The 21,185-nt window shown below is 61.0% G+C and carries 19 protein-coding genes and 1 pseudogene; 14 read left to right on the top strand and 6 right to left on the bottom strand.

Going from position 1 to position 21,185, the window contains the following annotated elements; translation table 11 throughout:
• Positions 1-22: 22 nt before the first annotated feature.
• Genes ASD05_RS25680 through ASD05_RS25700 form a run of 5 tightly spaced genes read left to right on the top strand, consistent with a single transcriptional unit; the run spans position 23 to position 4,174 of the window.
• Positions 23-589, top strand: coding sequence for a DUF2889 domain-containing protein (locus ASD05_RS25680; RefSeq protein WP_056598376.1), 567 nt, complete (start codon positions 23-25; stop codon positions 587-589).
• 31 nt (positions 590-620) lie between these two features.
• The gene (locus ASD05_RS25685; protein WP_056598379.1) at positions 621-1,454 is read left to right on the top strand and encodes an enoyl-CoA hydratase/isomerase family protein; all 834 of its coding nucleotides are present in this window, start codon (positions 621-623) and stop codon (positions 1,452-1,454) included.
• Positions 1,455-1,498: 44 nt separating this feature from the next.
• Positions 1,499-2,455 carry an NAD(P)H-dependent flavin oxidoreductase gene (locus ASD05_RS25690; RefSeq protein ID WP_056598383.1) on the top strand — a complete coding sequence of 319 codons (957 nt, stop codon included), beginning with the start codon at positions 1,499-1,501 and terminating at the stop codon, positions 2,453-2,455.
• Positions 2,452-3,456 carry an aldo/keto reductase gene (locus ASD05_RS25695; RefSeq protein WP_056598386.1) on the top strand — a complete coding sequence of 335 codons (1,005 nt, stop codon included), beginning with the start codon at positions 2,452-2,454 and terminating at the stop codon, positions 3,454-3,456. The genes ASD05_RS25690 and ASD05_RS25695 overlap by 4 nt, the downstream gene beginning before the upstream one ends.
• Positions 3,457-3,496: 40 nt before the next feature.
• Complete coding sequence (locus ASD05_RS25700; protein WP_056598390.1) at positions 3,497-4,174, top strand: nitroreductase; 678 nt, start codon at positions 3,497-3,499, stop codon at positions 4,172-4,174.
• Between the two features lie 290 nt (positions 4,175-4,464).
• On the opposite strand, the pseudogene ASD05_RS25710 reads toward ASD05_RS25700, so the two are convergent.
• Positions 4,465-4,834, bottom strand: a pseudogene (locus ASD05_RS25710) (IS701 family transposase); the annotation flags it as partial.
• Between the two features lie 350 nt (positions 4,835-5,184).
• Between ASD05_RS25710 and ASD05_RS25715 the strand changes: the two are divergent.
• The 6 genes from ASD05_RS25715 (at position 5,185) to ASD05_RS25735 (ending at position 12,916) form a co-directional block, all read left to right on the top strand.
• The gene (locus tag ASD05_RS25715; RefSeq protein ID WP_082572346.1) at positions 5,185-6,468 is read left to right on the top strand and encodes an MFS transporter; all 1,284 of its coding nucleotides are present in this window, start codon (positions 5,185-5,187) and stop codon (positions 6,466-6,468) included.
• A 289-nt stretch (positions 6,469-6,757) separates the two neighbouring features.
• Complete coding sequence (locus ASD05_RS25720) at positions 6,758-8,200, top strand: carboxylesterase family protein (RefSeq protein WP_056598401.1); 1,443 nt, start codon at positions 6,758-6,760, stop codon at positions 8,198-8,200.
• A 223-nt stretch (positions 8,201-8,423) separates the two neighbouring features.
• Entirely contained in the window at positions 8,424-9,398 is a 975-nt protein-coding gene (locus tag ASD05_RS29770) for a tripartite tricarboxylate transporter substrate binding protein (RefSeq protein ID WP_082572348.1), read from the top strand.
• Between the two features lie 93 nt (positions 9,399-9,491).
• Positions 9,492-10,661 carry a CaiB/BaiF CoA transferase family protein gene (locus ASD05_RS25725; protein ID WP_162248904.1) on the top strand — a complete coding sequence of 390 codons (1,170 nt, stop codon included), beginning with the start codon at positions 9,492-9,494 and terminating at the stop codon, positions 10,659-10,661.
• Positions 10,662-10,893: 232 nt separating this feature from the next.
• Positions 10,894-11,676 carry an enoyl-CoA hydratase/isomerase family protein gene (locus ASD05_RS25730; protein WP_056598407.1) on the top strand — a complete coding sequence of 261 codons (783 nt, stop codon included), beginning with the start codon at positions 10,894-10,896 and terminating at the stop codon, positions 11,674-11,676.
• A 55-nt stretch (positions 11,677-11,731) separates the two neighbouring features.
• Entirely contained in the window at positions 11,732-12,916 is a 1,185-nt protein-coding gene (locus ASD05_RS25735) for an acetyl-CoA C-acyltransferase family protein (protein WP_056598410.1), read from the top strand.
• A 215-nt stretch (positions 12,917-13,131) separates the two neighbouring features.
• Here ASD05_RS25735 and ASD05_RS25740 read toward each other — a convergent pair whose 3' ends face one another.
• The gene (locus tag ASD05_RS25740; protein WP_056598413.1) at positions 13,132-13,998 is read right to left on the bottom strand and encodes an SDR family NAD(P)-dependent oxidoreductase; all 867 of its coding nucleotides are present in this window, start codon (positions 13,996-13,998) and stop codon (positions 13,132-13,134) included.
• Positions 13,995-14,732, bottom strand: a complete 738-nt coding sequence (locus tag ASD05_RS25745) for a dienelactone hydrolase family protein (RefSeq protein ID WP_056598416.1) — start codon at positions 14,730-14,732, stop codon at positions 13,995-13,997. Before ASD05_RS25745 ends, ASD05_RS25740 begins: the two co-directional genes overlap by 4 nt.
• Positions 14,733-14,811: 79 nt before the next feature.
• Here ASD05_RS25745 and ASD05_RS25750 point away from each other — a divergent pair, with 79 nt between their 5' ends.
• The 3 genes from ASD05_RS25750 (at position 14,812) to ASD05_RS25760 (ending at position 17,313) form a co-directional block, all read left to right on the top strand.
• Positions 14,812-15,996 carry a CaiB/BaiF CoA transferase family protein gene (locus tag ASD05_RS25750; protein ID WP_235508094.1) on the top strand — a complete coding sequence of 395 codons (1,185 nt, stop codon included), beginning with the start codon at positions 14,812-14,814 and terminating at the stop codon, positions 15,994-15,996.
• A 41-nt stretch (positions 15,997-16,037) separates the two neighbouring features.
• Positions 16,038-16,796 (top strand): citryl-CoA lyase, encoded by a 759-nt coding sequence (locus ASD05_RS25755; RefSeq protein WP_082572384.1) that lies wholly within the window; start codon positions 16,038-16,040, stop codon positions 16,794-16,796.
• Between the two features lie 175 nt (positions 16,797-16,971).
• Positions 16,972-17,313, top strand: a complete 342-nt coding sequence (locus ASD05_RS25760; protein WP_157610299.1) for an MmcQ/YjbR family DNA-binding protein — start codon at positions 16,972-16,974, stop codon at positions 17,311-17,313.
• Positions 17,314-17,428: 115 nt separating this feature from the next.
• On the opposite strand, the gene ASD05_RS25765 is transcribed toward ASD05_RS25760, so the two are convergent.
• From ASD05_RS25765 to ASD05_RS25775, 3 genes are all read right to left on the bottom strand, one after another.
• On the bottom strand, positions 17,429-18,394 hold the full coding sequence (locus ASD05_RS25765; protein WP_056598424.1) for a Bug family tripartite tricarboxylate transporter substrate binding protein: 966 nt from the start codon (positions 18,392-18,394) through the stop codon (positions 17,429-17,431).
• Positions 18,395-18,819: 425 nt separating this feature from the next.
• Positions 18,820-19,386, bottom strand: coding sequence for a MarR family winged helix-turn-helix transcriptional regulator (locus tag ASD05_RS25770; RefSeq protein WP_082572352.1), 567 nt, complete (start codon positions 19,384-19,386; stop codon positions 18,820-18,822).
• Positions 19,387-19,564: 178 nt separating this feature from the next.
• Complete coding sequence (locus ASD05_RS25775; protein WP_162248905.1) at positions 19,565-21,058, bottom strand: 4-hydroxyphenylacetate 3-hydroxylase family protein; 1,494 nt, start codon at positions 21,056-21,058, stop codon at positions 19,565-19,567.
• Between the last annotated feature and the right edge of the window lie 127 nt (positions 21,059-21,185).

Here is a 21,185-nt window from a genome sequence, read left to right on the forward strand (position 1 = left end):
GCCAGCGAGGCCGGAGACTTTCATGAGCACAGATGTAGTGACGCGCGAAGAGTTGCACCACCGCGACGTAGACATGCGCTTTTACCGTCGCAGCGACGGCCTGTTCGAAGTCGAAGGCCGCCTGGTCGACACGAAGACGCACCCGTTTCGTCGCTTGTTGGCTGAAGAGGATGCTCCGCCAGGGCACCACCTGCACGACACCGTAGTTCGCCTCGTGCTGGATGCTGAACTCCTGGTTCACGCCGCAGATGCAAGGATGTCGGCATCGCCTTTCCACATCTGTCCAGGGGCAGCAGCTGCGCTGCAAGCTCTGGTGGGTCTCAGCATCGGGGCGGGCTGGAACAAGCGCGTACGCGAACTGCTTGGGGGCGTGGCGTCCTGCACGCACATCGTGGAGCTGTTGGGCCCGATGGCCACGACCGTGTTGCAAGGCATGGCGCCGCTACGCATCGTCTCGACTGACGATCCTGAAAACGACGCGCAGCGCCGCTTTCGTGTGGACAGCTGCTACGCGTTCGCGGCCGAACGCGAGGTCGTGGTTCGCCTGTTGCCAAACCTGCAGCGTGAGAAGCCAGGGGCGTCGATCTGACCGAGCCTTCTACCGAACCAAGAGGTAATGCATGACTTATGAAGCGATCGAGTTCGACATCGAAGACGGCATTGCGTTTCTGCACTTGAACCGTCCAGAGGCCAAAAATGCGCTCGATGACGTGATGCGGGTGGAAATTGCTGAGGTCATCAGACGCTTGCGCAAGGGGATCGACCACAAGGAGCTCGATGTTGGAGCATTGGTGATCGGCGGGCGCGGCGGCGCTTTTTGCGGCGGCGGCGACGTGAAGGGCATGGCCACGAAGAAGACCAGCCAGATGATGCACAGCCGCATGACGAACGTCCAGGACTGGTTTCGGGACCTCCTTAAGCTCGAGATGCCCGTCATCGCGGCGGTGGAGGGGCCTGCTTTCGGGGCCGGATTCAGCATCGCGCTGGCGGCCGACTTCATCATCGCCACGCCGAAGACGAGTTTCTGTGCAGCGTTCGGCCGCATGGGACTGGTGCCGGACACGTCCATCGTCTTCACGCTGCCTCGCATCGTGGGATTGCAGCGCGCCAAGGAGTTGATCTTCTCGGCGCGCGTGCTGGGTGCCGAAGAGGCCAAGGCGATGGGCATCGTGTACGACCTGGTGCCCGAAGGCGAAGCCATCGAAGCGGCCACCGAGCTCGCGCGCAAGATGAAGCTGGCGTCCGTGGCTGCTGTGGGGCTCACCAAGCAGCTGCTCCATCAAACCTTCGAGTCGAGCCAGGCGGCGATGGCGCAGGCGGAGGCACTTGCGCAAGCCGTCGCCATTGGCACGGATTACCACGCGGATGCTGTTCAGCGGTTCGTCGGAAAGTCGCCACTGCTGTTCACGGGCTTCAGCGAGCGGAACTGGCGCAAGCCGACGCAGCCGAAGTAGCCAACCGCCCATTTGATTTCCTACCTGCACAAGCCACATCAGCCATGTTCAACCGCTCCAGCCTTTCGATTCCTGTCATCTGCGCACCCATGTTTCTCGTCACCGGGCCAGACTTGGTGCGCGAGGCTTGCCTTGCAGGACTGGTGGGTGTTTTGCCGCGCCACAACGCGAGGACTCTTGATCAGTTCGAGGAGTGGTTGGATGCGATCCAGGCCGCGCGCAAGGAGGCGTTGGCCCATTCCGCCAAGGTCGGCCCGCTCGTGGTCAACGTCACTGCAAAGCTGCCAGCGGCGGAGATCGAGGAGACTTTGACGCTTGCAGCCCGCTACGGCGTGGAGACAGTCATCAGTGTGAACGGCGGTCCGCGCGAAGTCGTGCGCGTCGCCCATTCGATGAATATGGGCGTGCTGCACGATGTCATCAGCGTGGAGTTCGCGAAGAAGGCGATCGACCAGGGCGTCGACGGCCTGATCGCCATTGGTCTGGGCGGCGGCGGCCATTCAGGGCCTCTTTCGCATCTGACGTTGATCGAAAAAATCCGCACGATCTTCAAAGGGCCCCTGGTCATGGCGGGGGGCGTTTCGACGGGGGCCGGCGTGCGGGCCGCAGAAGTTCTGGGCGCCGACTATGCATACATGGGAACGCGCTTCATCGCCACGAAGGAAGCCGATGCGCCTGCCGACTACAAGCAGATGCTCGTCGAATCGACATCGCAGGACCTGGTCTTCACGCCCAACGTCACAGGTGTATCGGCGAACTGGTTGAAGCCGTCGCTGAAGCGCTGCGGGATCGACATCGAGACGCTCGCGAAGCCCGGCGCCGAGCGGTTCGCCCATCTGCCGACCGACATTCGGCCGTGGCGCGACATCTGGAGCGGCGGGCAAGGCATCGATCTCATCGACGACATTCCCGACGTCGCCACGCTGGTCGCGCGGCTGGTTCGCGAATACGACATCGCCTGCGTGCGCTCGAATAGCCTTTCAGCCATGAGGAACATATGAGCAACAGCCATCTGACCCGTCTCGGCAACACGGGGCTGCAGGTCTCGCGCCTGTGCCTTGGCACGATGACCCTTGGATCCAGTGCCGACGAAGCGGAGTCGGTGTCGATCCTGGATGCCGCCACGGATGCGGGCGTCAACTTCATCGACACCGCGAATCGGTACCCGAGCGACGCGTCGGACGAGCGCAAGGGGACCACCGAGCGAATCATCGGCAAATGGCTGAAGGGCCGGCGCGAGCGCTTTATCGTCACGACCAAGGCCGGGGGGCCGATGGGTCCACTGCCATGGGATGCCGGTACGTCGCGCAAACACCTGCTCGGCGCCATTGACGCATCGCTGACGCGGCTCGGCACCGACTACGTCGATCTGTTCCAGCTGCACCGGGACGATCCCACGACACCGCTCGACGAGACGCTCGAAGCACTCGACACCATTGTGCGCAGCGGGCGAGCGCGCTACGTCGGTGTCTCGAACTGGGGCGCGTGGCGCATCGCGCGTGCCCTTGGGCGGAGCGAGGCACTGCGGCTGGTGACGCCCGTCACCGTCCAGCCTCGGTACAACCTTCTGTTCCGCCAGTTCGAGCGCGACCTGTTTCCCATGTGCGTCGCGGAGAACCTCGCCACGCTCTGCTACAACCCACTGGCCGGTGGCTTGCTGACGGGCAAGTACCGCGGCAAGACACAGGCCGATGCGTCCACGCGCTTCGGCACCGGAAGCACCGCAGCCGCGTACAGGCAGCGGTATTGGCACGACAAGGAGATCCAAGCAGTGGACCGCATCATGGATGTGGCTCTGCTTGCCGGCCTGGCGCCTGAGCGACTCGCAGGGGCATGGGTACTTGCACAACCTGGCGTCACCTGCACGGTTCTCGGGGCGAGCCGTGCGTCGCAGTTGCCTGAAGTGCTGCGGGCCGTCGAAACGAAGCTCGACGACCAAGTCTTGCAAGAGCTGGACGCGATCACGCGGGAGTTCCGGCTCGGCGATGCACCGCCATTCTGATTGCGCGCTTGTTTCTTCAACCAAGGACTGAAGGCGTTTCATGCAGTTCGACGACGTCATCCTCGGCCGCCGCAGCATCCGTGGCTACAAGCCTGACCCGGTTCCCAAGGCATTGATTGAGGAAATCATCGCACTGGCGATGCGGGCCCCATCGTCCAACAATACCCAGCCGTGGAACTTCTATGTGGTGACCGGCGAGCCGCTGGCCCGCATTCGTGCCGGCAACACGGAGAGGATGCTGGCCGGTGTGCCGCAGTCCCGGGAATTCCGGACCGGCCTGGTCTTCGCCGGCGCCCACCGGGAGCGGAAGGTGGGGGTGGCCAAGCAGCTGTTCTCGGCGATGGGCATTGCGCGCGACGACAACGAGGGGCGCCACGACTGGGTCATGCGCGGCTTCCGCCAGTTCGACGCGCCGGTCTGCGTCATCGTCACCTACGACCGCGTACTCGATGGCAGCGACGACACCCCTTTCGACTGCGGGGCGGTGACCACTGCGCTTGTCAACGCCGCCTGGTCGCGGGGCTTGGGCTGCGTGATCAACAGCCAGGGCATCATGCAATCGCCGGTGGTGCGCGAGCATGCCGGCATTGCCGACGATCAGGTGATCATGAAGAGCATTGCGCTCGGCTGGCCTGACGATGCCTTCCCCGCCAACGCGGTGATTTCCGAGCGCAAGAGCGTCGCCGAGGCCAGCGTCTTTGTTGGGTTCGACGACTGAAGCATTTGAGCAGCCGCAAGCCGACCGTGCAACTGCTCTGCTGGTCGAGGTTGCGGCATGACCCGAGGCGCCGACGACTATGGTTCGATGAACCATTCGAAGCCAGCGCCCGGATCCACGCCACGCGCACGCTGAACAAGCGCTCGCCGCGGATGGTCAAGCGGCGCCACTCGCCTTACGCATCATTCGACCACCACGCGCCGAAGCGCATGCCCATCGAGTGACTCCCGAGATCATCGGGCCGCCTGGACCGCGACCCAAGCCGGCCAATGCCCGCATACCGCGTCGATTCAGGAGCTTTCTTCTTTAAACGAACAGTAGTGGGGTAGGGCCGGCTCCTGGCGCGCGGATTTTTTTCCTCGACCTCGTCGGAGTGCTGCAGCCGCTGCGCCAGCAGGAAGCCGTAGGCGGCAATGCTGAGGCTGGCGTGATGATGAAAGCCGCGCAACCCCGTCCCTCGTACTGTCCCAGGTCCTGCTTGAGATCTTGGTAGTCACGCTTGATGCGCCAGCGCATCTTGGCCTCGTAGACCATACGCTGCAGCGACGTGACCTCGGGCAGCGTGCACAACCAGTACTCCAGCGGCTCGTCATGGCCCTCGGGCCATTTGGTCAGCAGCCATTGCGCCTCGCGCAGTTCGCTGCGCTGCTCGTCGCGGTGCGTGCACGTATGCGGACGCACCAAAAGAGAACAAGGTGCGTGCCAGAAAAGTCACTCTTTGAGTATTTTAACTACCTGTGTTGACACAGGTATTCGGCAAATATAGTATCGCTGCCGTCGCCGCCGTGTTCCTGATGGTGTCCTCTCGCTTCGCCGACAAGAAGCGACCCCCACCGATACGACACGTGCGCGTTGCGCAGTGCAACGTGCTGCACGACTCGAGCGCTGTCACGCATTGATCTACGGCGTGTCCTCTCTGTCTAATGCGCCGCGCCATTCAGCGGCTTCTTGAAAAGGATTGTTGCCATGCCCATCGAAAGCACCGATAACGCGCTCCTCGGGGTGACACCATGACAACGCGGGCCCTCTACACCGCTGCGGACGCGACCGACGTTCCCTCGACTTTGCCGGTAGTCGCTGAGCCGCGATCTTCGTCCCGTCGCTGGCTAATCGCTTCTATTCTTTTCATGGCCGTCTTGTCGGCATTCTTCGACCGCATCAGTGTGGCAGTTCTATTCACCAATGCGGACTTCCAGAACGCTCTGGGGACAGGATTCAACCCGACCCGGATGGGTCTTCTAATGTCGTCGTTTGTATTCGCCTATGGCTGCTCGGGAGTTCTTCTGAGCTTCGTCGGGGACGTATACGGGATGCGTCGGTCCCTAGTCATCGGAACAGCGTGCTGGGGCATCTTGATGGCAATGATGGGAGCCGCGGGCTCGTTCACCACCATGCTGACACTGAGAATCCTGCTCGGCGTTGCCGAGGGCCCTCAGTTCTCCATTACGAATTCGCTGGTGAAACGGTGGTTCCCAAAGAGAGAGCAAGCGCGGGCGAATTCCATTTGGATGATCGGAAGTCCGCTGGGTTCAGCGATTGGCTTTCCATTGATGTTCTACCTCGAGTCGACCTTCGGCTGGCGATCTGCGTTCGTATTCCTTGCCGCGCTGAATCTTTTCGTCATTCTGCCGCTTGTCCTCTTCGGCTTGCGAGACCATCCTCCAGGGCCGCCGCGCATCCAGCTCGAGCCGGCCGCACCTCGGGAAGGATCTTACTTGTCACAGGTTAGTCTCTACTTTTGCGACTGGCGATTTTGGATGCTCGTCATCTTCAACTCTGCCGCGCTGATCTACCTGTGGGGCTTGAACAGTTGGCTACCGAGCTATCTCGTGAAGGTCCGCGGTTTCGACCTGCGGCACACGAGCTTTTATGCATTTCTTCCATTCTTTATGATGTTCATTGGTGAGATTCTGTCGGCATTTCTTTCCGACCGGGTAGGCCGACGCGCGATCTTCTGCCTTGGCGGACTCCTCTTTGCTGGAGCATCAATGTACGTTGTGACAGCTGTGGCCGACCCTCACACGGCGGCGCTTATGATCGCTGTCAGTGCATTCTTTTGGGGTGCCGCGTTACCACCGCTCTTCGCACTGGCGCCGCAAATTCTGCCATCTCGGGTGATGGCGTCCGGCGTAGGTATGTTCAACGGAATCGGCAACATCGTTGGAGCGTTGTCACCTCTCATCATCGGGTGGCTGATCTCGCAAACAGGCTCATTCAACGCGGGGTTGATGTTTCTGGTTGGTGCGTCGGCCATCGGCTCACTCGCGATGCTTCCGCTCGTTCGAAGGTATTGATGATCGGAGCCCGACCGATCCCAAGCGTAGAACAAAACAAGGTTGTCACTCCCACGTAGGCAGACGTGTCACTTCGGGGCTTCTCGACTGTTTCCGGACGCGAAACCGCATGCAGCCTTGAACGGCGGCGATTCGCGAAGCAAATCTGTCACTGACGTTGGTCGGGTTTGCTTGCGAAGAAGACGTGTCACCGGAATTCGGCGCCCACTGAACCTTGCTCTCCCTTTCCCTGGTGAGGAAGATTGCGCCTCTTCACCCAACGGCGCGCCTTCAATGAAAGACCGAACACATGACCAATCGCAATTGCAATACCAATACCGTTCCCCGGGCGATCCGCTCCTGGCTGGGCATCCCTTACGCCACCGCAGAGCGCTTCTGCAGACCAACCCTTCTGCCGTTCAACCCGGACCTGCCCTATGACCAGAAGGGGCCTGCCCCGATGCAAGCCGGCGACACGAGCTGGCTCGAGGCCGACAACGGCTTGAGCGAGGACTGTCTGAATCTCAATGTCTGGGCACCCGAAGATGCGGGAGGTGAACCGCTCCCTGTGATCGTCTACATCTTCGGCGGCGGCTTCGAAATCGGTGCCAATACGCAGACCACCTCGAATGCCTCGGGCCTCGCCGCGACTGGTCGTGCCATCGGGGTGTCCCTGAACTATCGGCTCGGCCCGTTTGGGTGGCTGTCGCTCTCCCAGTATGGAGGCGTGTTCGCGGATGCCACCAACCTCGGCCTGCAAGACATCATCACCGCGCTCAGGTGGGTGCAGGAGAATATCGCCCGCTTCGGCGGTGACCCTCGGAACGTCACCGTCACCGGCCACAGCGCCGGGGCCTACTCCACGATCGGGCTCCTCGCCGCCCCGGCCGCCGAAGGCCTATACCGGCGCCTCGCTGCATTCTCCGGCGGCGCATCCCGGATCGTTCCGGCATGGTGGGCCGAAGAACTCGCGATCACGTTCATCACCGAGCTCGGCATCGCGGACGATCCCGAACAGTTGCTCACTCTGGATGCGAAGCTCCTCGCTGAGACACTCATCAAGGTCAGCCCGCGCGACATCGGCGACCGACACGGTATCGACAACACGACGATCGGCATCGTGAACGACCGCTCTCAGACCGGGGCCGTTCTCGTCGACACGCCGCTGGGTGTCCTTGCATCCGGGCGTCACCGCGACGTCGACATCCTTTTCAGCACGGCGACGAACGAGGCGGACTGGTGGGTCATCAACGCGACCAAGAAATTCGACCCGGGCAGCATCGACAACCTCGTCGACGAGCTCGTCAGGAAGTCGCGCATCCCCCGCAGCCGCGCCCGACGCATTGTTGCCGTGTACGACGTCAACGGACGCACTCCGGTCGAGGTGCGCGGGGCGCTCTTCACTGACTATTTCTTTACCCTTCCCGCCGCCCGTGCGGCAATCGCCCACGCCGCCGCAGGCGGCAAGGCTCATCTGCTCGTCGTGGGCCCTGTCGAGGGTGCGTCCGCCGTACACGGGACTGAGATGTACGGCATCGTCGGCCAGCAACGCCCAGGACAGAGCGACGAGCAAGCCATCCGGGACACCTTTGTCCGCGATACGGTCCTCGACTTCGCCAGCGGCAACCACGACCAGCTTTGGAGCGCCGTGACCACGGAACCCACCTCACACGGTATCGGCAACCTGCCTTATGACCCTACCGCCCGTGCGGCCGAAGTCTTGCGCAACTTTGCGGGCATCGAACGGACCTGATCTGCATCCGCTGGACACGCGCCTTGCGCAACGGCTTGAGTGTGGAACGGCATGGAGCCCACGATCGGCAGTGCTTCTTGACACTGGACTTTGGTGGTATCCATTCTTCGGGCGTGGATCAAAGAGCAGCGCCAAATTATCACAATGTGGACGAGCTGATTTTCTCTGACGCGTAGCTCCGCAATAGTCTGGGATTCGTATCTCAGAATTGTTGGAGACATGCATGATTGCCAGAAGAGAATTTCTATCAGCTGCTGGTGGCTTAACGGCGTTGCACGTTCTGCCTTCGTTTGCGCAAGACGGTTATCCGGATCGACCCGTGCGTCTGGTCGTGGGATTTCCTGCCGGTGGAACCACGGACATGATCGGTCGACTCACAGCGAAAGAACTATCTGCTCGCCTGGGTCAACCATTCGTTGTTGACAACCGTCCGGGCGCCTCCAGTAACATCGGCACGGCATTGGTGGCGCGTGCGGCTTCCGATGGTTACACATTACTTTTGGCAACCGCATCCAATGCGACGAATGCCACTGCTTATCGAAATCTTTCATTTGATATTCAGAAAGATTTCATTCCGATTGCCGGAATTGCAATTGTCCCGAACGTGCTGGTTGTCTCATCGTCTTCACCCTTGAAGACGTTTGATGATTATCTGAGATTCGCTCGAAAAAACCCTGGCAAGTTGACTTTTGCGTCCGCTAGCAGTGGCTCGTCCACTCACTTGGCGGGCGAGCTATTTAAAACCATGGCGAAAGTCGACATGCTGCATGTGCCTTACCCCGGCAGTGCGCCCGCTATTACTGACGTCATGGGAGGGCAAGTAGATTCGATCTTCGACAACCTGCCGTCCGCTATGCCACATATCGCAGGCGGGAAGCTCAGGCCTTTGGCGGTAACGAGCCCAGCACGAGCCCCAGCGCTTCCCGACATTCCAACCGTAGCCGAGCTAGGATTTCCCGGATTCGAAGCCTACTCATGGCAGGGTCTGATGGCACCGAGAGGGACACCTGGCACTGTAGTTCAGAAACTCTCTTCAACGGTTTCTGCATTTCTGACAGATCCGAGCGTGACAGCTCAAATCGCAAAGCTCGGAGGCGCTTCCAATAGACTGAATGCGGAGGATTTTCGGAAGTTTGTGAAAGCGGAAATCGATAAGTGGGGTCTGGTCATTAAGAAGTCCGGAACCATCTTCGAGTGAGCTGACGAAAAATGGTGGTTCCAACACCTTCCGACGTCCAGAAAGCAGGACCAGCCAATGAGCGATAGACCCCTTTCAACGTCTCCGCATGACGTGGGACTGCAAAACTCGAGCGAGCAGCGACCACTTGAGGGGTTTCGAGTGGTCGAGCTTGCGCAGATGATCGCGGGGCCGTCCGCAGCTCTGTTGCTTGCGGACTATGGAGCCGACGTCCTCAAGCTGGAGCCGCCATCGGGCGACATGTGCCGAAAACTACGTTCCGCGGCCGCGGTCTCGTTGGCTGAATCGCCGGTCTTTGTGGGCTACAACCGCGGCAAGCGCATCGCGCAGCTCGATATTCGAACCGAAGCTGGCCGCGAGCAGGTTCTTCGGCTGATCGAGGAAGCCGATGTTTTTATCGAATCCGCGCGCCCAGGCGTCATGGAGCGGCTGGGCTTGGGGGCAGACACTTTGCTGGCTCGAAATCCCAGGCTTGTGTATGCATCCGTGTCCGGTTTTGGTCGAGGCGAGATCGGAGCAAAACTCGGTGGCGTCGACATGATCGTGCAAGCGGAGAGCGGCATGATGTCAACCACTGGGTTTCCTGAGCAGCCGGCTACGAAGGTTGGCTTCACCGTGGTGGATGCGGCATGCGGACATGCTCTGTGCCATGGCATTCTGGCCTCGTTGTTGCGTCGCGAGCGCACTGGCCGAGGTGAGGTGGTCCGTGTCAGCCTGTACGACGTAGCGCTTCACCTTCAGACTGGTCCGATTGTCGAATACTTGATGACAGGGGTTCAGCCTGAACGCAGCGGTAACAGCGCGCCGCTATCCGCGCCGGCGGATTCCTTTCGATGCGCTGATGGAGAGGTCGTTGTCTCCGCCTACATCGATGCACACTGGAAAAAATTCGTCTCCTTGATTGAAGCTCCGGAATTGCTTGAAGATCCACGCTTTTTGACTGGCCCACTGAAGGTTATTAATCGCGTGGCGTTGACAGCTGCCATCGAGAACAAGTTGGCTGCACGCGGTGCCACCGAGTGGGCCACACTATTGCAGGCACATGGCCTGTTGGCGGGGCTTGTGAAGGATTATGCAGCGGTAACGACAGATGGGCTGACGCAGGAGGTCGGCGCTATTCAATCTATGGCGGGCGAATTCGGAGTCCGCAATCCAATCGTGCTTGAGAAGACGGTATCGCCGAGGATGCAGACTCGAAAAGAGTTGTCTGGTCCGGACGCTCTTGCCGGATTTTCGAAAACGGAGCAGCGCTACGCGTCGTAGAAAGTCATCCTTAGGTAGTCTGATGTTTTCGCTTCGTCTCTGACGCGGACACGTGTTGGCAAATTACCCTAGCGATGCCAGTCGACAAGCGCGCCTCTCGCCTGATGGTGCGCGCCTTGACCATGTTCGGACAGTTGGACCAAGGCGCCTGACTTGCCGTCTCGGCAAGACGGTCAGACGCGCCGCGGTGAATCACTAAATGCGCGCGCTTTATCAGAATCGAAAGCCTTTCATGACCATTGATATTCCCCTGCTACTTGAGCGCGACGGCGCGGTCGCCTCACTCTGCTTCAACCGGCCGTCGGCCCTCAATGCCATTGACCCGCCTATGGCGCGCGCGTTCCTCTCCGCTGTGCGCGAACTGGCCGCCGATCCAAGCGTGCGCGCCGTGATCATGCGCGGCGCCGGAAAGGGATTCATGGCCGGCGGCGACCTGACCGTGCTCAGCGCCGACCCACAGCGCGGTGCGGCTGAGCTGATCGGCCCCCTGCACGAGGCCGTGCGTGTGCTGGACACCATGGATGCCCCGCTTGTCGCGCAGGTCCATGGCGTGGTGGCCGGCGCGGGACTGAGCCTGATGCTGCAGGCCGACTTCGTGCTGGCCGCCGCCGGCACGCGCTTCAACCTCGCGTACGCGAATATTGGCGCCAGCTGCGATGTCGGTGCATCGTGGGCTCTGCCGCGCCGGGTGGGGCTGAGGTGTGCGCTGGAGATCGCGCTGCTCAGCGACACGCACGACGCGGACGCCGCTGAGCGAATGGGCTTGGTCAACCGGGTGGTGCCAGCCGCAGAGCTGGACGCCGAGGCGTTGGCACTGGCGCACCGGTTGGCGAACGGCCCCACCCTTGCATTGGGTCACCTGCGCCGGTTGATGCGCAGCTCCCAAGACCGCGACCTGGCGGGCCAGCTCGACGCCGAGGCGGCTGCCTTTCAAGCCTGTGCTGCCACCGACGACTTCCGCATCGGCGTTGACGCCTTCCGAAACCGGAAGACTCCATCCTTCACCGGGCGTTGAGTCTTTCTTTCTTTGTTCATTCTTTCGATCGCACGAACCCAGAAAACTCGAACCCATGACCTCCCGCGACATCTTTATAGTCGGCACCGCCCGCACCGCCATCGGCACCTTCGGCGGGGCGCTCAAGGACGTGCCCAACACGGAGCTGGCCACTACCGTCGTGAAGGCGGCCATCGAGCGCAGCGGCATACCCGCCGATGCCATTGGCCACGTTGTGATGGGCAACGTCATCCCCACGGACGTCAAGGACGCCTACCTCAGCCGCGTGGCCGCGATCGACGCCGGCTGCGGAGTCAAGACGCCGGCCTTCAACGTCAACCGTCTGTGTGGCTCTGGCTTGCAAGCGATCGTCTCGGCGGCGCAGGCCATCGCGCTGGGCGATTGCGACATCGCCATCGGCGGCGGATCCGAATCGATGAGCCGTGGGCCGTACTTCGACACTTCGGCGCGCTACGGCGCACGCATGGGCGACGCGGTGCTGCTCGACTACATGCTGGGCATCCTGCACGACCCGTGGGAGAAGATCCACATGGGCATCACCGCCGAGAACGTGGCCGCGCGCTACGGCATTACGCGCGAGCAGATGGATGAACTGGCCGCCACCAGCCAGCAGCGCGCGGCGGCCGCCATTGCAGCCGGCCGCTTCAAGGAACAGATCGTTCCGGTCGAAGTGAAGACGCGCAAAGGCATCGTGCTGTTCGACACCGACGAGCACGTGCGCGCCGACACCACCGTCGAGACACTTGGGAAGATGAAGCCGGCGTTCAAGAAGGACGGCCTGGTGACAGCCGGCAACGCCTCTGGCATTGACGACGGCGCAGCCGCCGTCGCGCTGGCCGACGCCGATCGCGTACGCGCCCTGGGCTTGCGGCCACTCGCACGCTTGGTGGGCTACGCCCACGCAGGTGTTGAGCCGGCCTATATGGGGATTGGTCCGGTGCCGGCGACACGTAAGGTGATGGAGCGCACCGGGCTTAAGGTCGCCGACTTCGACGTCATCGAGTCGAACGAAGCCTTTGCGGCACAGGCCTGCGCGGTGACGCAGGAACTTGGCCTCGACCCGGAGAAGGTCAATCCCAACGGATCGGGCATCTCGCTGGGCCATCCGGTGGGTGCGACCGGTGCAATCATTACGACAAAGGCTATTGCCGAGTTGCACCGGACCGGCGGGCGTTATGCGCTGGTGACGATGTGCATCGGCGGCGGTCAAGGCATCGCGGCGGTGTTCGAACGGGTTTGAGGATCGGTTCGAAATTTGTCCCTGTCCGTGAACTGTCGCATTTAAAAGAAGAATGCGAACTAGCCCGTCACTTCCGGAACATGCATTGGCGTCCGCCAAAAATGGTGGACCTATCCTGGGAGCACAACTCCGAAAGTGCTGAGCCGCGCGCGACCCGTCAAGATGGAACGACTGGACGCGCAGGCACACGAACTGCAGTGTCACTACACCCGGTTTCAGGCCTTGGCCACTGGGATGTGCGATTGCGCGCCCAACTGCGGCCAGGCAATCGGCGCTGTCGCTGTAGCGAGGCGTTCCTGCGGCGAGAGCCGAGAGTCCCAATGCCTCGCTACCAACCTCAAACCTGTGACGTCATTGGCTTCGTTCGAGCACAGCCACAGCGCCGGCTTGGCGAGTTGATCGGGTTGAATAAGGTCTTCGGGGTCGATCCCGCAATCAGCCGGCACCATGCGGGAGTTCACGGGGCCGCCGGGGAGCAGCACGTTGACTGTGACTCCAGTTCCCTGCAGATCCTGGAACATGATGCGTGACGACGCCTCTAGTGCTGCTTTGCAGGGTCCATAGGGGCCAATGCCTTGGCGGTACATCGTATCGAGACTGGTCGAGACATTGATGATGCGGCCCCACCCTCGTCGCACCATGTCCGGGGCGAACACTGTACTGAGCAGTTGCGCGCCGAAGACGTTGACCCGCAGCATCTCTAGCCACAGCGCATCCGGCGTGGACCAGAACTTGGGCTTGGCCACGAGATAGGCCGGGTCATTGCGCTCAGGACCAATCGCTGCATTGTTAATCAGGATGTCGACACCGATGGACGCCCCGTCCAGTTCCGCGTGCAGTGCCTGGGCACTTGGCCGGTCAGCGATGTCCATCACCTTGGCGACAACGCCGGCACCACGTTCCCGCAAGTGCGTGGCCACCTGCTGCAGTTCGTGATCCGCGACATCCACCAGGACGAGATTGGCGCCGGCGGCGGCGAAGCGCTGGGCGATGGACAAGCCAATGCCTTGTGCCGCTCCTGTCACCAAGGCAGTTCGACCCTTGAGCTCCTTGACCGAGCATGGCAACAAGGACTCGATCATGCGAGGTCTCCGGGTAGCGCTTCGGCAATGCGGCCAGCTACAAAGCGCAGTGCTCGGCTTCTCGCGAGTTCGTGCGCACCGGGACTGAAGCGATCCGCTCGGAACCGATTGAAAAAGGCATGCTCGGCGCCATCGTAGGTATGGAACTCGTCCTCGGCCCGTGCGCGCTTGGCGACTTCGTCACGAACCGCTTGGATGACCTCGACAGGGTTGTGGTTGTCGTTCGTTCCGAAGTGGAACTGCACGGGACATTGAATCGCCTGGATCAGATCGTCGAGCTTGTTCAAGCCGACCCCATACATGGAGATCATCCCGGACAGTGGTGTGGCCGCAGCGAGCCGGACCGCCATGCGCCCGCCCAGGCAAAAGCCGAAGACAACGGGCCGCTGTTGCGCGGCCAGTTCGGCTTGCAGCCAGTCCGCAGTCGCAGCCAGATCCGCCACGCCGGTGACTTCGTCGTAGCGCAATGAATAGTCCACGGCCACTTGGCGCTCGGCGGCGTCCTCACCGTTTCCAAGGTCGAGATCGCGCGCGAGGCGCCAATAGATGTCAGGCACAACAAGCGCATATCCTGCACTTGCCAGGTCATCGGCGATCGCTCGCATCGCGGGCGTCACGCCGAAGATTTCCTGAATCAGAATGATGGCTCCCTTAGGCTGCGCAGGGCGTGTGAAGTACGCCCCCATCTGGTCTGTGCCGATGGGGATGGAGACGTTCGTCTTTAGCAGGTCCATGGCAAATAGGTCTGTTGACAAAGGTAGTTGAATAATGCATCCTAGCAGCTAGAGTTTGAAGTCGCAAGGAATGGATGCAATGATGGACAAGAACGCAACCGCGCCGCTGACAGGCGTCCGAATCGTCGAACTGACGGCGATGATCACAGGGCCATTGGCAGGAACGCTGCTGGCGGATCTCGGCGCTGATGTGATCAAAGTGGAGAATCCGAAGGAGGGCGATCCATTTCGATCCTTTCGCGGCGGCAGCTACAGCCCCTACTTCGCGACCTACAACCGAAACAAGAAGGGTGTCACGCTCAACCTGAAGGGTGAGTTCGGGAAAGCGGCGTTCCTGAAGCTGATCGAAACCGCAGACGCGCTGATCGTGAATTTCCGTTCCGGTGTGATGGAGCGGCTTGGACTGGGCGTGGACAAACTGCGCGAGGTCAACCCTCGCCTGATCGTTTGCTCTATCACGGGTTTCGGCGAGTCCGGCCCCTACGCTGATCGACCGGCCTACGACGCGGTGGGACAGGCGCTCAGCGGCATCTCCAGCCTGTTGCTCGGTGCCGATGCGCAGATCACCGGCCCCTCGATTGCGGACAACCTGACCGGCATGTACGCCAGCTACGGCATCCTCGGCGCGCTGTTCGAACGGGAACGGACGGGCAAGCCCCGCACGCTCCAGTTGAACATGTTGGAGTCGACCATGGCGTTCATCAGCGATCCCTTTGCCAATTTCACGATGGCAGGCGTCAAGCCGGATCCTTTAATGCGAGTGCGTGCGTCGCAGTCTTATGCGTTGCGCTGCCAAGATGGCTCCCTGGTGGCCGTGCACATGTCTTCGCCCCAAAAGTTCTGGGAGGGCTTGCTCAAGGCCCTCGAGCGCGAGGACCTGGCGACGGATCCGCGTTTCGCCGAGCGCGCTCAGCGACTGGACAACTATGAAGAACTTGCGATCGAGCTGAACCGCACGTCCAAGACGCAATCGCGTGAGCACTGGCTCGCCAGGCTCGTCGAGCACGACGTGCCGCATGCACCTGTGCTGACGCTTCCAGAGGTCATGGATGACGCTCAGGTGAAGCACCTGAGCTCCTTCGTGGAGGTCGAACACCCCGTCCACGGCCCGCAGAAGATGATTCGCCGTCCGGTTCTTTACGATGGCCAGCGGGCCGATCAACCTTTGCAGCCCGCGCCCGACCTCGGCGAACATTCCTTGGACGTGTTCCGTGCACTCGGCTACCCCGACGAGGTCATCGCCAAAATCCAGTCCGGCGGTTGAAGAAGTTGGCGGGCGATACATTGAAATTCAGGAAATCGATCATGACGAAGACACGAATCGGAACCCACTTGAACGACACCGCGCGCCTTCGGGTTCGCGGCAAAGACACCCTGAGTGAGGTTGTTGGCGAACTTAGCTTTACCGAAGGCTTCTACCTGGTTGTTACCGGCCGAGTGCCGACCGCGACGCAGCGCAAGGTTCTGGACGCGGCCCTGCTGGTCCTGATGGACCATGGCCTGACGCCCAGCGCCCTGGTGGCTCGCATCGTTGCGGACTCGAATCCCGATGACATTCAGATCCCGCTGGCAGCGGGCGCATTGATGGTCGGCAATCGGTACGCGGGCACGATGGTGGGCGCAGGCCGGCTGTTGAGCGAGGGGATGTCCTTTGCGGGCGATAAGCGCGAATGGGCAAAGGGTCTTGTCGCCAAGTTCCGCCAATCCAAGAGCCGTATCCCCGGCTTCGGTCACGCCAACTACAAGGGTGTGGATCCACGCGCGGCGCGGCTGTTCGAAGTGGCGACGGCGGCCGGCGTGAAGGGCGACTACATCGCCTTGCTACAGACGCTGAGTGAAGAGATCGATGCGGACGCGGGCAAGCGGATTGTCCTGAACGCGACCGGCGCACTGGGCGCGATCTTGCATGAGATCGACTTCCCTGTGGAAGCGATGCGCGCGGTCGCTGTGGTGAGCCGCTGTGCAGGACTGGTCGGTCATGTGCTCGAGGAGCGGAGTTCGCCTGTTTCTTCAGACATCTATGCCCTTAGCGAGACAATCGCCTACGAGGAAGGGGTTGACTGAAGCTGTCGCTGGGCATGGGAAGAGGAGGGGAGGGGCGGTGTTCAGGGAGTCGCGACTGACCGCGCTGGCGGGCTTGGCCATGCTGTCCCAGGGCTGCCCTCGGTCGCCCCGGAAGCGCCCCATATTTCCAATGCATTGAACGGACGGAGCGACTGTGAGCCTGAAGACTGCAGTGATGAAATCTGTCAAGGCACGGTACCGCACTCAACCGGATCATCCGTGGGCCAAGTTCCCGAAATACGCGGTATTTCGGCAAAAAGACAGCGGCAAGTGGTACGCGCTGTTCATGACCGTCCAGCGAACGAAGCTCGGGCTCGCGGGCGAGGGCGGCGTTGATGTCGTAAACGTCAAGAGCAGGCCGGAAATCGTAGGGTCGCTCAGAATGAAGGCTGGGATCCTTCCGGCCTACCACATGAACAAGGAGCACTGGGTCTCGGCGCTGCTGGACACGACGGTGCCAGGGAAACTTGTGTTGGAGTTGATCTCCGACAGCTTCGAGCTCACATGGGGCACTTGAGGTTCTTGTAGCCGGCCGTGCGAAGACCGGGCATCGACGGCCATCAAGCACGCACTCTGACGGCGCACAGCGCCGACCGACGACCGGGGAGTGCTATGTCCCTTGGTAGGGCTCATCAATCGATGTGGGCTCCAGACAACTTCACAATCTCAGACCACTTCTCAGTCTCGGCCTTGCTGAACTGCACAAGCTGTCGTTCGTCCATCACTGGGACGTCCAAGCCCAGTGCGACCAGCTTGGCCTTGGTTCCTTCGGTCATGACGGCCTTCGAGGTCGCGTCCCATAACTTCGCAAGTATCGCGGGAGGGGTCTTTGCCGGGGCGTAAAGCATCATCCAAGCCATCAGGTCGAAACGCTCCACGCCCTGCTCCTGGATCGTGGGGACGTCCGGGGCGATCGCAGTTCGCTGCGCAGTAGATGTGCCGAGTGCGCGCAACTTGTTCGCGCGGATGTGGGAAAGTGCCGCGACGGGGTGATAGAACATGAAGTCCACTTGGCCCGCAATAACGTCGTTCAGTGCGGTCGCACCCTCCTTGTAGGGCACATGCATCATGTCGCCACCGAGGCGAACCTTGAGCAACTCGCCAGCCAAGTGGCCTGAAGTTCCGTTGCCCGCGGAGGCGAAGCTCAGGCTCTTTCCACTTGACGCAGCGGCGCGCAGGTCCTTCAGCGTCTTGTAGGGTGAGTTGGCCGAGACGATCAGCAGGGTAGGAGTGGAGCCGGCAAAGCCGATGGGCGCGAAGTCCTTGAGCGCGTCTGTGCCGGTCTTTCGGTACAGCGCGGGGTTGATCGCGTGTGTGCCCACAGTTCCAAGCAGGATGGTGTATCCGTCCGCGGAAGCTCTGGCGACTGTATCTACGCCGATGTTGCCGCCGGCGCCGGCTCTGTTTTCAACGACGACTGGCTGGCCCATCTGTCGCGCGATGCCCTCGCCGAAGACCCTCGCCACGATGTCTGCGGTCGTGCCGGCGCCGAACGGCACCACGAGCTTGATAGGGTGGCTGGGGTAATCTTGGGCGCCAGCTTGTTGCGCGAGGCCCAAGACGGCTGCGGCAGTGAGAAATGTTCGACGGGAAAGCATGGAAATCCTTTGGGGTGTCATGACTCAAAGCCCAGATGCCCGCGCTTGCGTGAGTGCTTGATAGGCTATGCTAACTAGCCTTGTTGACTGGTGCAATATCCGGGCCAGCCGTATACACCTGCGCGGCGGCGCTTACGGACTCCGAGGGCGCCCCAGTGCACCACCCCGGTGCCTCGGTTCCATCTCTTGGTACTTGATCCGCTTCCCGACCCGTCTGGCCCACCCGTGTCGGAACGACGACGTGCGCTGCTGAGGATCGTCGCGGGATTTGCCGTGGGACAAGCATAGAGGCGGCGTTAAGACTCCGCCGCTAGCTGAAGGCTAGAGTAGGCGGGAGCGCCCATGGCATGCCGTACCGGCAAGCGCGAACCCGTTCGTCCTCTGGGGCCAACTGCGGCCCTGGGGCAAACCGCCGCGCAGTTACGTCAGAGCTTCGCGCCGACGTAGAACATCAGGATTGACAAAGCGCTTTCACGCTCTTCGATGCTTAGCTGGCTGACAAAATAATCCACATGGAACTTTACGTTCTCGTCGATCTTGTGCAGCGTATCTCGGCCGGAATCCGTCATGGCGACATAGGTCGTTCGCTGATCTTGATCGCCGCGCCGCCGCACCACCAGGTCCTTTTCGACTAGCATTTTGACAAGGCTGGAAGAGAAGGCTGGCGTTATATCAAGCCGGCTGGCAATTTGATTGACCTGCAGCTCCATTTCGGGAGTACCGTAGATCTGAATAAGTGCCTGGTGAGCCAGCGGATCGATGCCAAACTTTTTGGCCTGCTCTTCGACAATACGGAACACCTTTCGCAGCACATAGCGCGCTTCGGCAACCCCTATGAAGTAGAGGTGCTTATTGCCGTCTCGTGCCTTGCGGCTTGCATTACTTTTGCGACGGATCCGATCAACGGAGAGCGGTTGCGACGCGACAGGCACATCGAGATTGGGTTCACGTGGTTTGGTAAGGGCACGCGAGGGCCTTGAAGCGGTGGTCATTTGATTTGATGGCTCCCGAATGAGCGCGCCCTATGCCGCCACACTCAGTTTCTAAAGACTTTAAACCATCGAAATATAGGTCATTTGAATAGTGTTGTCAAAACGCTAATATAACTAAAGTGTGAAAGGGTTTGCTTAAAAGAGCCGGATGTCCGGCCCTTTCTATTCGATTGGCGTGTTACTTGTAGTCGTTCGGTCCGAACGCGCCCTCGAAGCCTGGAAGGGCCAGCGCGCGATCGACCAGGCCAGTTGCTCGTGCGTAGTCGAAATTGCGGTTGACGTTCTGCTTGACCAAGAAGGACGCACCACCGTAGAACTTCTCGTATTGCTGGTGGCGATTCCCAAACTCCGAGCCAATGAAGTCCCAGGCCATCCGCATGAGCGCGACGCGCTCGTCGGCGGTCGTGGTCGCCGAGCGATAGTACCGCTGCACGTCGGCTGCGGTGTCGGCGTTGTGGAAGTCCTTGTGCGACGACGGGAGGGTGATCATCCCAGCACCGGACAACTCGCGGATGATTTCCACCATACGAGCGTTCAACTCCGATTGGAGCGCCATGATCGAATACAGGGCGGTTCGGGACGGCCACAGCACACCATTGCTGTCCTTCTCGGCAGCTACTTCCTGTGCCAGAAGCATGTTCTCGACGATCGACACGAGCGAGGTCAACTCGCCCATCTGGGTCTGCACTGCGGGGTTGGCGTCGTTGCCCGTCAGCTCATTCATTCGTTTGGCCAAGCCGGTCATGAAACGCAGCTTGGTGGCGTAGCGAGCCTGCGCCTGCAAGTTGCCATACAGGTGCGCGGGCGTTTTCCACCATTGGTCGCGGGCGACCTGGAGGTTGCGGTAGATGAAAACGTGCTCCCAAGGGATGAACACGTCTTCGAGCACCACGAAGCAGTCCGATTCGTCAAAGCGGCTCGACAGCGGGTAGTCGAAGGAGTTCAGTGCCTGACCGCCGAACGGGCGACGCGGGTAGAGCTTGACGCCAGGGGCTCCCACTGGAACGGCCACGCCGAACGCATAGTTCTCGTCTCCGGCCTGTAGCGGGTGGATGGTGCTGATGTAGATGTAGTCGCAGTAGACGCCGGCCGTTGCCAGTTGCTGGGCGCCCTTGATGACGATGCCGTCGTCTCTTTCCTTGACGACACCTGCGTACAAGGTAGGGTCGCTTTGCTGGTGCGCTGGCTTGCTGCGGTCGATCTGCGGAGGCACGATGGCGTACGTCACGTACTGGTGGGTCTCGCGAAGGTGCTCGTAGAACTTGACCACGTTGTCCGCAAATTGCTGTCCACCAGCAGCGAACACGCTCGGAACGGCCGCATAGCCGGCGAAGAATCCGGCGACGTGATCTGGCGAGCGCCCCATCAGCCCGAAGGTCGCCTCCGACCACATTTCGCTCGCCAGACGCTTTGCTTTCAGATCGGCGTGCGTCTGCGGGATTTGGAAGCCGCGGAGGACCGGGTTGCCGGTCGTCGGTGACGTGTACGTCATCACCTCCCGGTTCTCGGGCGCAGCCGCGATGTCGTAGAGGTTGCTCAGGGAGCGAGCTCCCCTCGCAAAAGCGCGATGGGTCGTCACATCCGAGACCCGTTCGCCATCCACATAGATTTGTCGACCATCGCGCAGCGCGCGCAGGTACTCATCACCCGTACGCAAGTTAGCTGTGACCACTGTAGCTCCTAGTTGAAACGACTTGATACCGCCTTGAATGGACGGCGACTTGGCTCGTTGGCTTCGCTGGATCCCACGGTTGACGCCAGATCGCAAACGCTGCATACTAAGCCACATAGGTATGTTA

The organism is Variovorax sp. Root434 (assembly GCF_001426595.1).
Lineage (GTDB): Bacteria > Pseudomonadota > Gammaproteobacteria > Burkholderiales > Burkholderiaceae_C > Variovorax.